The 15143-nt window shown below is 41.0% G+C and carries 9 protein-coding genes; 1 reads left to right on the forward strand and 8 read right to left on the reverse strand.

Annotated elements, in window-relative coordinates; all coding sequences use genetic code 11:
• Positions 1 to 39: 39 nt before the first annotated feature.
• The 8 genes from ACUR5C_RS01320 to ACUR5C_RS01355 all read right to left on the reverse strand — a co-directional run bounded on the left by ACUR5C_RS01320 (position 40) and on the right by ACUR5C_RS01355 (position 12934).
• Positions 40 to 1029 carry an endonuclease/exonuclease/phosphatase family protein gene (locus ACUR5C_RS01320; RefSeq protein WP_454466516.1) on the reverse strand — a complete coding sequence of 330 codons (990 nt, stop codon included), beginning with the start codon at positions 1027 to 1029 and terminating at the stop codon, positions 40 to 42.
• 211 nt (positions 1030 to 1240) lie between these two features.
• Positions 1241 to 2665 carry an aldehyde dehydrogenase family protein gene (locus tag ACUR5C_RS01325; protein ID WP_454466517.1) on the reverse strand — a complete coding sequence of 475 codons (1425 nt, stop codon included), beginning with the start codon at positions 2663 to 2665 and terminating at the stop codon, positions 1241 to 1243.
• Positions 2666 to 2775: 110 nt separating this feature from the next.
• Complete coding sequence (locus ACUR5C_RS01330) at positions 2776 to 3582, reverse strand: LytR/AlgR family response regulator transcription factor (RefSeq protein ID WP_454466518.1); 807 nt, start codon at positions 3580 to 3582, stop codon at positions 2776 to 2778.
• A 32-nt stretch (positions 3583 to 3614) separates the two neighbouring features.
• A complete protein-coding gene (locus ACUR5C_RS01335) occupies positions 3615 to 4697 on the reverse strand; it encodes a sensor histidine kinase (protein ID WP_454466519.1) in 1083 nt (360 codons plus the stop codon).
• A gap of 324 nt (positions 4698 to 5021) precedes the next feature.
• Positions 5022 to 6665, reverse strand: coding sequence for a S8 family serine peptidase (locus tag ACUR5C_RS01340; protein ID WP_454466520.1), 1644 nt, complete (start codon positions 6663 to 6665; stop codon positions 5022 to 5024).
• Between the two features lie 384 nt (positions 6666 to 7049).
• A complete protein-coding gene (locus ACUR5C_RS01345; RefSeq protein ID WP_454466521.1) occupies positions 7050 to 9152 on the reverse strand; it encodes a S8 family serine peptidase in 2103 nt (700 codons plus the stop codon).
• A 264-nt stretch (positions 9153 to 9416) separates the two neighbouring features.
• The gene (locus ACUR5C_RS01350; protein ID WP_454466522.1) at positions 9417 to 12485 is read right to left on the reverse strand and encodes a response regulator; all 3069 of its coding nucleotides are present in this window, start codon (positions 12483 to 12485) and stop codon (positions 9417 to 9419) included.
• Between the two features lie 260 nt (positions 12486 to 12745).
• Positions 12746 to 12934, reverse strand: a complete 189-nt coding sequence (locus tag ACUR5C_RS01355; protein ID WP_454466523.1) for a hypothetical protein — start codon at positions 12932 to 12934, stop codon at positions 12746 to 12748.
• Between the two features lie 395 nt (positions 12935 to 13329).
• On the opposite strand from ACUR5C_RS01355, the gene ACUR5C_RS01360 reads away from it, so the two are divergent.
• Positions 13330 to 15111, forward strand: coding sequence for a S8 family peptidase (locus ACUR5C_RS01360; RefSeq protein WP_454466524.1), 1782 nt, complete (start codon positions 13330 to 13332; stop codon positions 15109 to 15111).
• The last annotated feature ends 32 nt before the right edge of the window (positions 15112 to 15143 follow it).

The raw sequence follows: 15143 nt of genomic DNA on the forward strand, positions 1-15143 counted from the left end.
ATACACTATCCAGTTTTAATTTTAACGATACTGTTCAGATTAAACTTTAAGCTTAGAAATATCGCTGGTAATCGCTTGTTTGTCGAGTATGTTTTGTGCAAATTCTAAGTCTTCAGAATCTAAGTTTAAGTCGTTTCCATTGTGTTGCACTACTGGCTCTAAGTGAAGCTCGCTATAAAGTGGAAAGTGGTCACTTCCAATTGAAGGCAGTCGGCGCACATTACGCATAGTAAAATGTTTGCTGTGAAAAAGGTGGTCGAGCGGCCATCTAAAAAGAGGAAGTTTTGCATGAAAAGTATTAAACATGCCTCGCCCAATTCTTGGGTCGAGTAGCCCGCTGATTTTTCTGAACAAGCGAGTGGTTCTAGACCAAGCAACATCATTAAGATCACCGGCAACAATAGTTGGCAGCTCATTAAATTTAACTCGCTTTGCCACTAAAATAAGTTCAGCGTCTCTAGCTTGAGATAATTCATTTTCAGTTGGACTTGGAGGCGCAGGATGAAGAAAATGTAGTGATACTGTTTCACCACAGGCTAGTAAAGCTTGGGTATGAATAGAAGGTACGTTTTCTTCAACTAAATAAAGAATTTTTGAATGGCTTAATGGTAACTTTGAATAAACGTGCATGCCGTATAAATTATCAAGCGGACATTTAATACAGTGTGGCATTTCTGCTTGCAAACAATCTAATTGTTGTTGCCACCAATGGTCGGTTTCTAAGGTGACTAGTATATCAGGCTGCTCATGGTTAACTAAATCAATGAGCGCTTTCGCGTTGCGATTAGTTTGTAAAACGTTGCTGGTAATTATTTTAATTGTGCGCGCATTATTTTTAGGTTGAGTAGACTTAACTTCTACCGGCCAAAATAAAGTATATGGTGTTATCCACCATAATTGAAAAATAAAGCAGGCTAAGGTTAAGCCAGTTAAAGTGGCATAGATCGGTAAGTTGAGATTTAGCCATAAATAATTAGCTAATAAAACAATACAACAACACAAGGCGATTTGTAGGCGTGGAAAATCCATTCCCCTAAAAAACCAATGAGGATTTTTTGAAAGTGGTAACAAAGTTGCAATTAGCAAAATTAAGTTACTTAGTAGCAGTAGCAAGTCCAAACGTTAAAGTCCAGTTATTCAGTTATTCAGTTATTCAGTTATTCAGTTATTCAGTTATTCAGTTGTTTTAAGGTAAACCTCAGCGTTTCGGCTGAGGCTTTTTCTGGTACGAATTGTGTTGTTAGTCTAAGCCGTTGATGGATTTTACTTCTAAGAAGTCTTCGAAGCCCCAAGCTCCCCACTCGCGGCCATTTCCAGATTGCTTATAGCCACCAAAAGGAGAGTTGAAGTCGCCTGAATGTCCGTTAATATTGATAGAGCCGGCTCTTAATCGACTTGCAATATATTCTAAACGTTGCTTATCTTCGCCTTGAATATAAGCGGCCAACCCGTAGGGAGTGTCATTAGCAATTTGAATCGCTTCCGCTTCGTCTCTATAGCCAATGATTGATAAGACAGGCCCAAAAATTTCTTCTTTAGCAATACTCATTTGGTTATTAACGTTACTAAATACGGTTGCTTTAACAAAGTAACCTTTGGAGAATCCGTGAGGGTGTCCTACGCCTCCGCAAACTAATGTTGCGCCTTCTTGAACACCTTTGTTGATTAAAGCTTGTACTTTATCAAACTGCGCTTTGCTTACTAAAGGTCCCATAGTCGTTGCTTCATCTTTAGGGTCGCCAATAACAACTTTAGCCGCTGTGTTAGCAGCGATTTCGGCCGCCTGTTGTACATGCTCTGCTGGTACAAGCATACGGGTTGGCGCATTGCACGATTGGCCAGTATTATTAAAAACTCCAAACGCACCGCGCTTTACTGCTTTTTCTAAATCGGCATCGGGCAAAATAATGTTGGGGGATTTGCCACCTAGCTCTTGAGACACTCGCTTAACTGTTGTTGCGGCATTTTGCGCAACTAAAATTCCTGCTCTAGTTGAGCCAGTAAAAGATATCATATCGACTAAGGGGTGCTTGGATAACTCTGTACCAGCATTTGCACCATCGCCATTAATTAAATTAAACACGCCGTTAGGGACGCCTGCTTTATCCATAATTTCGGCAAAAATATAGGCAGAAAGCGGTGCTATTTCTGACGGTTTTAATACCATCGTACAGCCAACTGCAATTGCAGGGGCTACTTTACAAGCGATTTGATTCATTGGCCAATTCCAAGGTGTAATCAAACCACATACGCCAATGGGTTCTTTAACAATACGGCTAGCACTGGCGGTCTGGCTAAACTCAAAACTTTCGAGTACTTTAATGGTGTTCTTTATATGTCCTAAGCCGGCGCCAGTTTGTGCTTTGCTGGCAAGGCTGATTGGCGCACCCATTTCTTCACTGATTGCGTCTGCAATATCGTTGTAGCGTTTTTTGTACTCTGAATAAATATTTTTAAGTAGCTCTATTCGGCTGCTTTTGCTACTAAAGCCAAATGTTTTAAAAGCGCTGTGTGCAGCTTCTACCGCAGCATTGACATGCTCTTGGTTGGCAAGACTAATTTGTGCGCATACACTTTCATTTGCAGGGTTGATTACGTCGAGTTGAGTTACTGAGCTCGGCGTAATCCATTGGCCGTTAATATAGAATTTTTGGTAATCTCGCATTCAAGACTCTCTTGGTTACAATTGAGGTTTCTAAAGTATACTCATTGCCCAAGGGAATCAAGCTCAGTTACGAATGTAAATCCATAAAATTCTCAATATAAAATAGTGCGTTACAAGATATGTTTAATTTTGTCACGATAGCTGCGGCTCATCTTAAGACGCGCATCATTTTTTAAAACGAGATAATATTCGCCATTGATATGCGAGCAAACTTTCTCGATCTTATCAATATTGACTATGGTCGAGCGGTGTATTCGCTGAAAGTTTTTCGGATTAAGTTTTGCTTCTAAATCCTTCATAGTCGTTCGTAGTACATGTACCTGACTGTTTGCATGAACGCACATATAGTCACCAGCGGCTTCAACCCATTCGATTGCTTCAGTTTTTACTAAGGTGGTCTCTCCGCGATCTTTAATGGCTATTTTGGTTGGAAAAGGGCTGGGTGATTGCTCTCCTAAGGTGAGCATTTCATCGATTTGCGCTGGGGTTCTGCCGGTAATATTGGTGATTAAGTCGATTAATCGCTTTTTTTGATTATTGCTTTCATCGTGCTGCAAATGTTGCTTTACTCTTTCGACCGCGGTCTCTAAGCGAGATTGCTCTACGGGTTTTAGCACATAATCAACGGCATGAACTTCAAATGCATCTACTGCATATTGGTCGAATGCGGTAACAAAGACAATTAACGGCATTGCGTCGGCTTGAAGTTTGCTGACAACTTCAAACCCGTCGAGCCCCGGCATTTGTATATCGAGAAAAACCAGATCAGGCTTAAGCTCATTAATTGCGGTAAGCGCCTGTCGACCGTTTTCACATTCCTGAACTATTTCTATTTCAGGAATTTCATTTAAGCGAATGGTGAGGCCTCGACGTGCTAAAGATTCGTCATCGACAATTATCGTTTTAATTGTGGTCATATGGGGCTCCTCGAGCGGCTAAACCAGCCAAGCTAAACAGTGGCCGTTTCGTAGGGAAGTCTTATACTAACCTGTAATCCGTGTGGCTGAATGTTTGCAATAGTAAATGAATGTTTAGAATTATAAATTTCATTTAGTCTTTCCCGTGTATTACGAACACCGACGCCTCTTCCACAAGGTAGTTCGCCATCTTTTAATGTAATTCCAGGGCCATCATCTTGTAACTCAAGCAATAATTCATTCGCAAAAACTTTTGCATTTAATATAATTTTTCCACCATTCTCATTTTTTGCGATGGCATATTTAATCGAGTTTTCAACTAAGGGTTGTAAAATTAAGCTGGGTATCAGCGCTTTTTCGGCTTCTGGTTCAAGATTAAACTCGAGCGACAAGCGATTTTCGAAGCGGACTTTTTCTATGCCTAAGTATAGCTTTAAAGTAGTTACTTCTTGCTCTAGTGTCACTTTTTGCATGGGGTCATTATCGAGAGAGTATCGTAAAAAATTTGATAAACGAGTTACCATTTCATTCGCTCTAGCGGATTGCTTATCTAGCACTAAAGTTGATATAGCATTTAAAGTGTTGAATAAAAAATGGGGGTTTAGCTGATAACGCAACATTTTAAGTTGTGCTTGGTGAGCGAGTGAAGTTGCTTTTAAGGCGCGCTGACTTGCCTCTTGCATGCCTTGGTAAAATTTTATGCCAAAGTACAAACAACTCCAGCTCAAAATGATGTAAAAACGGCTGAAAACGCCGCTTATGTAGCCAAACCAGTGAGAAGGGCGATAGCCTTGTTTATAGAGCTCCCAATAGCTTAGGTTGTCTGCAATGGACCAAAGCAACGCAGTAAAATAAGACGCAAAAATAACCGTAAGAATTTTAACCGTAATATTTTTATCCCATACTTTGCGGTACAGGGGGCGCAGTAAAAGACTTAATAGGCAGCCAATAATTGCGCCGATAAATAAAGCCCAATAATAGTTTATTGATTTGTCCCAATAAAAAGCGCCAACATATCCGCTTAAAAAATAGCCTGCCCATCCGGCACTATTTAGGATTAAAAATTGGTATTGGTTTGTTTTAGTTAACGCTTTATTTTGAAGGTTTGGTTGCATAAAAAAGTCTATCTTTTGATTATTAACTGGCGAGCGTTTTATTTAGGCTTATAACTGAGCCAGTAAAGCTTGCGGTATAAGGTAAAGCCATCTTGCTGAGGTTGGGCTCGCTAGTTGAGTATATCAGTCTGTAGGCTATTAGGGTGACTGTTTAGCTTGAAATAACGTCGCTTTAGCTGATCGCGTATTATCGCTATATTTAGCTAACGCCAATGAAAACTAACAAAATGAAATAAAAAAAGGCCAGTTAAACTGGCCTTTTAATTTAAACTATTGGCAGGAGTACCAGTCAATAGTCAGTTTGCTTAATCCGAATCTCAAGGATTAACCGCACTTCTTAGGGCCACCTTTACAAGGCGTTGGCTCTGGGTCTGTACCGCCGTCACCGCCACCAGTATCACCTGTACAAGCATTTGCATTAAGGTAAGCATTGGCTGCAGCTGCTTTAACAATACCGTATCCAAAGTAATCATCGCGACCGTTAGCGCCTTGATCTTCTGCAGTGGCTTTCATTGCTGTTCTAATTTCTTCACCTGAACAAGTTGGATGGTTTGACCAAACCAGTGCCGCAATACCGGCAGCTGCTGGAGTTGCCATTGAAGTTCCAGACATATAGCCATAGTCACCCGCATTAATATCAATAACCGCGTTAGCTGCCGCTTCTAGTGCCGCTCCATCTTCCATAGTCGCGCCTACTGCTGGGATACTGGTTGCATTAGTATCACCTAAAGTACCATAGAGCAAACCTGGCTCATTGTTGTAAATGATTGCGCCAACACCGCCACTGTTTTGACAATTAAGCACTTTGTCGTGGAAAGAAATAACGCCGCGTTGAATCACACAGATTTTGCCATTAGCGCCACCATTGGTAGATTCAGCCGTGCCCATGTTGAAAGTTGCTGCAGCTGCATAACCTTGGTTTTCCATAGCTGAAGTAGTGTAAGCAACGCCATCAGCTGACATTGCAGCCACTGTAGCCATACCCGCTGGGTAGGCAGAGAGTGTATCTACGCCGCCTGCGGTTACTTCAACGCCGTAGCCATCATGAGTCTCTGTAGTTGCTCTTTTGCCGCGACCAGAAGTCATAGTATTGCTTGGAAATTGTGAGAAGTCTGCGATGTTGTTATCTGCGTCATTTGCGCCGATCATCATTACCGACTTATAACCTGCTGGATAAGAGCGAACACTGTTACCGTCGTTACCCGCTGCAGCTAATACGAGTCCACCGGCTGCTTGGAAAGAGTTAAAAGCATTTTCTTCGGTTGAGTTAGCGCCGCCGCCACCTAGGCTCATGGTAATAATGTTTGCGCCTGCTGCATCACATAAGTTTGCTGCGTGAGCTAAGTCTGAAGAATAACCCCAGCCTGCTTCGTTAAACACTTTAATGATATGCATTGGAACGCCCGGAGCCATTCCTACAACACCAATATTGTTATCTGCTGCACCAACCGTGCCGGCTACGTGTGTACCATGTGGGCCACCGTGAGAATTCCAATTACCCGTTCCTGAGTCATTATCACCGGTGATGTTAGACCATTCAAAGTCAGGGTTTGATGAATCTAAACCCGAGTCAATTACGCAGACTTTTTGACCAGGTTGTAAAGTTAACTGGTTAGCTTGAGACTGATAAACAGCATACGGAGTGAGCTGCTCTGCCATTGGGTTACCCATGTCATCGTTGTAAATAGATAAAGGCATGCGTCTTACGTCTGCTTCTACCAACTTAATGTGTGGGTTGTTTAATAAGCCTTTGACCTGCTCAAGAGATTTGCCATTAAAAGTTGCGGCTATAAAACCATCAGCATCAACATTTATGTTCCCGCCCATTTGTTTTGCTAGCGCTTTTACAATGCCTTTTTTGCTATTGTCTACTTGAATTACATAGCGGCTGTCATCTGCCATTGCTGCACTTGAAGTACCTAATGCGATTAAAGTCGCAGCAGAGAGTTTAGTTAGTTTGTTTAGCATAAATCGATCTCCTGATTTCAATTTGAGAGTTAAGTCGCTACCGATGACTCAATTGTTATTATTTGTCGGCTAACCCTTGTTTGAGTTTTTTGATTAGCTTTTCTTAAGCGATGAGTCATTATTAGGAAATATAAGGGCTTACGGCTACATCAAATGCGACAGACTTTGTCACTCAGCCGACAAAATATCTCATTTTGTGTATTATTTACGTTTTTTTGACAGCTTTTTATCAGTCGATATTTAATTGAAAGCGTGGCTTTAATTGTGGGTTTTTTGTACGATTTTGATTATTGGTTAGCTTTAATCTAGGCAAAAGAAAAGCCCTAAACCTAAGTTTAGAGCTTTCAAAGGTCACCTTATCGATTTAAAGGTGGTGCTTTTAGCTTACAGTGTTACTGAGTTTGAACAAGCAGTAGTCGAACCTTCTTCACAAACTGTGAAGGTGTAGCTTGCAGACTTATTAACAGAGTAAGTAATCGAGCCATCGTTGGCCGTAGTATTGTTAAAGTTACCATTAACATAAACGTCAACATTACCGCCTGTTGCGCCACTCCAATTGAGAGTGATACTTCTCCCATTTCCTGAACGACTACCTGACAACGTAATGTCTGCGGCTGGTGGTTCTGAGCCATCGTTAACCGTAACGGTTTGTGAAGTAGATGAGCTAGCGCCCTCGTTGTCGGTCACAGTTAAAGTAGCGGTATAGCTGCCGTTGGCTGCGTAATTATGATTTGTCGTCATTCCCGCTGCCGATGCGCCATCGCCAAAGCTCCAGCTATAGCTGGCTATTGAACCATCATTGTCAGTGCTAGCTGCGGCATCAAATGAACATGCTAGCAAGCTACAGTTAAATGCAAAAGAAGCGATTGGTGCTTGGTTACCTGTTGGCGCTCCGCCGCAAGCTTGTCCTGCTAAATAGTCACTTGCTGCTTTGGCCTTAACAATTCCGTATCCAAAGTAGTCATCTCTACCTGCTGCGCCTTGATCTTCAGCAGTCGCTTTTAAAGCCTCGCGAATGTCTGTTCCGGTGCAATTTGGATGATTTGACCAAACCAGTGCTGCAATACCTGCCACGGCTGGAGTCGCCATAGAAGTTCCACTCATATAGCCATAATCACTTGCGCCAATATTAATTGCAGCGTTAGCCGCACTAATAATTGCTGATCTGTCTTCTAATGCGGCTCCAACGGCTGGAATAGTGGTGGTATTACTTGCTGTATCGCCTAATGTGCCATAAAGCATACCAGCTTCATTGTTAATAATAATTGCACCAACACCGCCTGAGTTTTCGCAGTTGCTTACTTTGTCGTGAAACGAAATGACGCCTCGGTCAATCACGCAAATTTTTCCGTTAGCGCCGCCGTCTGTTGCTTCAGCGGTACCCATAAAATAAGTGCCAGCCGATGCATTACCGTTATTTTCCATGGCCGAAGAAGCGTAACCAACGCTGTCTGCAGATAACGATGATAATGAGGCGCCGCCAGCTGGATAAGTTGATAAGGTGTTCACACCACCTGCGGTTACCTCAACACCTAAACCATCGTGAGTTTCTGTTGTGGCATTTTTGCCTCTTCCAGAGGTTTGAGTATTAGAAGGGAATTGTGAAAAGTCTGCAATATTGTTGTCGGCATCATTTGCACCTACCATCATTACCGACTTATAGCCTGCTGGAAAAGAGCGTACATTGTTGCCATCGTTACCAGCGGCAGCTAATACTAAACCACCGTTATTAGTAAAGTCATTAAAGGCATTTTCTTCGGTTGAATTCGCCCCACCGCCACCTAAACTCATGGTGATAATGTTGGCACCAGCCGCATCACACAAGTTTGCAGCATGCGCTAAGTCGGAAGAGTAGCCCCAACCTGCATCATTAAATACTTTAATAATGTGCATAGGCACGCCCGGAGCCATGCCGATTACGCCAAAACCATTATCTGCAGCACCAACGGTGCCAGCTACATGAGTACCGTGTGGGCCGCCATCTGCATACCAGTTGCCTGTGCCAGAGTCGTTGTCTCCGGTAATTACGCTCCAATCAAAGTCAAAGTTTTGTCCGCCTGTTTCGCCTTGACTCCCTGCAATGCCCGAGTCGATAACACAGACTTTTTGACCCGGCTGTAGTGATAGCTGATTGGCCTGTGACTGGTATACCGCATAAGGCGTCAACTGGGTTGTTGTTGCATCGCCTGCGTCGTCATTGTAAAGACTTAAAGGCACTCGGCGATTGTCGTCTTCAATTAATTGAATGTGTGGGTTGTTCAGTAGTCCTTTAACCTGATCGAGCGTTTTTCCTGCAAACTCTGCTGCTATAAATCCATTGGCATCAACCTTGATGTCGCCACCCATTTTTTTAGCAAGTGCTTTAACCACACCTTTTTTAGAATTATCGACTTTGATTACATAACGGCTATCGTCAGCCATAATGCTAGTTGATGCGCCTAATGCAAGCAGCGTTGCTGCTGATATTTTGGTTAATTTAGATACCACTTTCGGTTCTCCTGATTTCAATTTTAAGAGTGAATCGTTGCGTGGAATAGTTATTTTTAGAAAAGATCCTAGCTTAGGGAATTATTTTATTATTGGCCCCAAACTGACAACGACGGCTCTATTATTGTGAAATAAGGGCATTGAAAAATAGCGCTTTTACGACATTTTTTATCAGTTGAGCGACTTTTAGTCGCTTTTTTTTACACTGACACGATAATTATTTTTAATTAAGAATGACAAGGTAGCCGATTGCAACGCTTAGGCTTATTGCAATGACTGTTGAAATTTTTTAGGTGGCATACCAAATTCTTCTTTAAAGCAGCGACCAAAATACGACTGCGAAGAAAAACCGCAAGTTTGCGAAACTGCACCAATTTGTTCGCCATTTTCAATACTGGCTTTAGCCTTTTTTAAACGAAACTTTTTAAGCGCTTCTAACGGGCTGACCCCAAGAACTGATTTTATTTTTCGTTGAACTTGACGTTCACTCATGGCTAATTTGAGCGCGAGGCTTTGCATTGAAAAGTCACTATCTTGATAATTTTCTTGAAAAATTCCATCTAGTTTTGATAAAAATTTATCTTCTATAACCACAGGCTCTTCACTAATACCGGTAGTTTGCCATTGTTGACTGAGCTTCTTTTGAAGCTTTAACCGAGAGTTAAGCTGGTTTTTAATGCGTAAGCGCAGCTCTTCGGCTTGGAATGGCTTACTAATATAGTCATCAGCTTCTGATTCTAATCCTGTAATCTTACTTTGAGCGTCATTTCTAGCGGTTAATAAAATAACCGGAATGTGAGTTGTTAACTCTCGACTTTTAATTGATTTGAGTAACTGAAATCCATCCATTTTAGGCATCATTACATCTGAAATTATAATGTCTGGTAGGTAGTCAAACGCTACCTTTAGTCCTTCTTCACCATTATCTGCCAGTAAGCATTGGTGGTGAGGTGCTAGGATCTCCTTGATATGAGCTTGCATGTCGAGATTATCTTCAACGATTAAAACTGAATACTTCGATTTTTTGGTAGGCGTCACATTGGATGAGCGAGAGTCAACCAATTGATAACCGAGTTCTAAGTCAGAAAATAATTTGTTGTTGCTTGACGGTGTCCCTTTTAGGTTATTATTTTTAATGTCTAATTGTGAGTCGCTAAGCTGATTATTAGCCTGGTGGGAATTGTCCTTTTCAATTGGTATTGGTTGTTCGTTTGCTTGCCTTAAAATGAGTTTAAATTCACTGCCGTAATTAACTTGTGAACTTACGCTAAGCTTCCAGTCCATTGCATCGCAAAGTTCTTTAACTAAAGATAGCCCAATACCAACGCCTTGTACTGACTGAACAAATTGATTTTCTTCTCGGTGAAAGCGTTTAAAAATGTCTTCTAGTTTATTTTCCGGAATGCCAATGCCAGAATCTTTTACTATTAAGCTATATTGTTTATCCGAGCAATTTAAAGTAACGCTAATTTTACCCTCACGAGTATACTTAAATGCATTAGAGAGTAGATTAAATAGTATTTTTTCAAAGGCTTTTTGATTGCCATTAACGATTATGGGCTGATCTAAATGGCACTGATATTCGATGCCATTCGCTTGTGCAATTTCAGTAAATGACGAGCAAATAAACTTTGCTGTGTTTTGTAAATCTAAAACTGACATAGGCAAAGCTTCGCTTGCGATTTGTGACAAGTCTAAAAGCTGCTCGACCATTCTTATCATGCGTAAACTATTGCGCTTTGCTGATTTTAAACGATCATTGTCTTTTAAATAGGCGGGATCGGCTAAAAGCTTATCGAGTACACCATTGATGATAGTTAATGGTGTTCTAAACTCATGGGATATATTGGCGGTAAACTGATCTTTAAGTTGGTGTGCGGTTTGCTCTGCAAGCTTTTGCTCACTGATGTCAACCATTGATAAAACGAGTAGTCCGTCTGCCGTGGGGGAATTGTCTCGCGATAAAGTGACATGAACCGCTATTTGGTGGTTATCTTGCGATAATATTTGAGTTTCTAGCTCTATTCCTTGATTTTGCTGAACCAGTTTTTGGCGATAGCTTTGGTAGCTAAAGTAGCGGTTTAATTCCTCTTCTGGTGCAAGGTATTGGGTTATGTTGGAATTAAGTAATTTGTCATTTGAAATGGCTAACAGACGCTCACACGCTGGGTTGCATGAAAGAATTTCACCTTCACTGGTTAAAGTTAGAATAGCGTTTTGGGTTGTGTCTAGTATGGCTTTATTAGCTGATGCTTGGGCTAGCAAATCACGCGCTTGCTGTTTGGTTTGCTTAAGCATGAGTTCAGAATTGAACTCGGCGTCTTGCAGCTCTCGTTGTCGGCTTTTGAGTTGCTTTAGTAGTTCACTTAAATGCACCAACGATAAAATGCATAGTAGCCCAATCCAACTATAAAACATTTCGAGTTGAGTCAAACTTAAAGGAGCAAATGTTGCGTCTTCTTCTGTGAGAATACGCAACAATAATAGACTGAGTATGGCGAAGAATAGTGGGCTATTAAAAAGGTGTATACGGTTAATGTCCCAGTCGTCTTTAAATAAACGCTGCGAAGGAATTTCTTTTTGAACACCAATAAAAATAAATAGATAAGGTAGATACCACACCCAATCGGTAAAACTGCCGGACTCTAACTGAATGAAGTGAGCAAACTGTAATCCCTCTATGCAATCGGCGATTCCCCATAAGAAGGTACCTATGCCTAAGTATAAGTAGCTTTCCCAGTTACTATTATTGTTCTTACTACTAATAGCAAGATGCAACCATCGAGCAGCTAAATAGAGATCCATAAAAATATAGTAGATAAACGATTGACTAAACAGTTCATGCTGAATACCTAGGTTGGTTGTCGCGGCTAAAATAAGCACAACGAACATTCCCAATGCAAATAATAAGGTACTTAACCAAACGATGAGGCTTTGGAATGAGAGAAGTTGAACCGCTTTGTGGTAGTTTTTTATCTCAATCGCAGCGATAGATAGCGAAAAATAAAGAAAATAACCAATGTTGGTAATCAGTATGCGAGCGTTGTGACTTAGTTCGCTCCAAACTCCAAGTTTAATAATAGATACAACAAACCAGCTAAAAAAAGCGCCACCTAATAAATACCAATAAATAGGATCAACTAAGGAGTCGGACTGTTTTAGCTTTAAAACTATCGCAATTAGAATAAAAGCGAGGAACAAGATGTCTGCGAACGCCTGATGAAAGACAACAAGTGATGCCGTCGAAGCGAACAACCCTGTATAAACAATTCCTAAAACGACTGTTACGGCACTTAAGGCGATGTCAAGAGGGGTTAATTTATAAGGCTGCATTGCTTTATTTTAATTTCCGTAATATTTAGCGTTGTTTAATCACTGTTGTATGCTCAACTCGGTAATTGCTGATAATTCTTGTTTTCAATCTCTTTTTACAAGGAGTTAGGTTACTATTTTTTGCTTAGGTTTGGATAGAGTTAATTATAAACAGTATTTAACTTTTCATTGTTGCAGAAAAAAGCCACCATATAGGTGGCTGAGAGTCCAAGCATGGATTTGTACGTTGTTATTATTGTTAAAAATGTACCTTGTTTGTTTTAGTAATTATTTGACTGGCTGTCGCTTTCAAGCGACTGAGTGGCGACCGTTGGCTCAACAATATCGTTAGCTTTAAACGCTAACGTCACATGGCGTAAGTCACTCAAAATGCCGTACTTATCTGTCAGGGTCATTTTTACCATTTTATGCGCAGAAAAAAATAGTCGTAATCCGACAAAAATTTTCACTGCAGCGACAATTACGCGTTACATATTTAAAAACTTCTAAATATCAGTCAGTTAAGGTTTTTTATTGCAAGTTGATTAGTTATTATTCAGACATATTACAATTATATTAAGGTTGAGGTGATTGTTGTTAATCGTATCGCTAGTTAGTAGCCGAGCGGTTAATTACAGCAAACCAAGCTTCAATTTTAAATTTTAGTCATTGTCCTAACAGGCTATTCTAAAATTTTAATAGTGTTAACAGCTTTAAAATTGTTGTTTTAGTAAAATAAGTAATAAAAAGACACTAATTTAGCGTAATTTTAACCAAAAGCCTTAAAAGGCGTGTGACTTGGGTTAATATCTCATAGAATGATATTTAGTCGGTCAAGTGTTACAAATTCGCGAGAGAGGATTTAATGCGATTTACCCAAACAAAAGCTTTCTTTACGAATGAGCAATCAAATTTAAAAAAATTTATTGCATTAATTGCAGGCATGATTGCTATTGCTGCTTTTTTATTCTCTTCTGTAGCGGGCAACTTCTCGTTCGATATACAAGAAACTAAGCGTTCCTATATTGTTCACGGTAACCTTTCTCAATTATCAAAGTATATTGATTCATCGCAAACGCTCGAAGATTTTGCGTTTATTAATGCCAAATTAGTTAATTTAACTTCTACGCAAGCAAGCAACCTTGCTGAAGCTGGCGTGAAAGTAACGCCAAACTATCGGGTAGAAACGGCTGGTTGGGCAGTAGGTCAGAGAATTGGTTATACACCGGCTTCTGCAACCAGGATGACTAAAGCGAATCAATTACATCAGCAAGGGGTATTGGGTGATGGTGTAACCATTGCGGTTTTAGACACTGGTGTAAAGAGTATGAGCGGGATCCGTCAAGATGCTTACGGTCGCCATCGTGTTTATGGCACTTATAATGCCATGACGAATCGCACCTCTGTGAATGATGATGAGAATAATGGGCATGGTACCCATGTATCGAGCGTTATTTTAAATAGTGAACGTGATTTAAATGGTGATTATTATGGAATCGCACCTAATGCAAGACTCATTAGCCTTAAAGCCTTTAAAGATGATGGTAGTAGTAGCTATTCTGATGTAATTAGAGCAATTCAGTGGACCATTTATTATCGTGAAACTTATAACATCCGGGTTTTAAATTTATCGTTCAGCAGCGCTGTTAAATCTTATTATTGGGATGACCCGATTAACCAAGCGGTTATGCAAGCCTGGAAGTCTGGGGTTGTGGTAGTTACTTCTGCCGGTAATCGCGGTGTGTCACCAATGAACATCGGTGTTCCTGGTAATGTTCCGTATATTATTACCGTTGGCGCTACGACAGATAACTATACTCCAAATGACTATAGTGACGATCGCTTAGCGACTTTCTCGGCTAGTGGGCCAACATTTGAACGTTTTATTAAGCCAGATTTAGTCGCACCAGGCGGTCACTTAATGGGGCTTATGGAGTCTAAAATGAAGTTGGCTGCGGAGCATCCAGAGTTTCATGACGGCGGTAAATACTTCACTATGTCTGGAACTTCCCAATCTTCAGGTGTTGTTGCTGGCGTAGTCGCTCTAATGTTAAGCCAACAACCTGGGCTAACACCCGATGAAGTAAAGTGTCGTTTAATGGCATCAGCGCAACCTGCTAGAAAAGAAGACGGGTCTTGGGCCTATACACCCTTTCAGCAAGGTCATGGCGCAGTTGACGCGGTCGCTGCACTAGCAAGCCAAGCTAGCGGCTGTGCTAATGTGAATTTAAACATTGATGCGGATCTCAATAATACCCAGCATTTTGCAGGTCATTCTATGTTAAATGAAGCTGGGGAGTTTTATATGCGAAATTACCCCGATTACACATGGAATGGAACATTTGATGCTAGCTCAGGGTATAGTTGGAGCGCGACCAGCCCTTGGAATGATACGAGCCCTTGGAATGATACGAGTCCATGGAACGATACTAGCCCATGGAACGATACGAGCCCTTGGAATGATACTAGCCCTTGGAATGATACTAGCCCTTGGAACGATACTAGCCCTTGGAATGATACCAGTACATGGAGTGATACAAGCCCTTGGAATGATACGAGTCCCTGGAACGATACGAGCCCTTGGAATGACACCAGTCCCTGGAACGATAGCTTGCTAGAAGTAAATATTTGGGTTAACCAAGAATAATCTGCAATAATATAATTATCAGCTAAGCCGTG

It is taken from the genome of Aliikangiella aequoris, assembly GCF_053709105.1.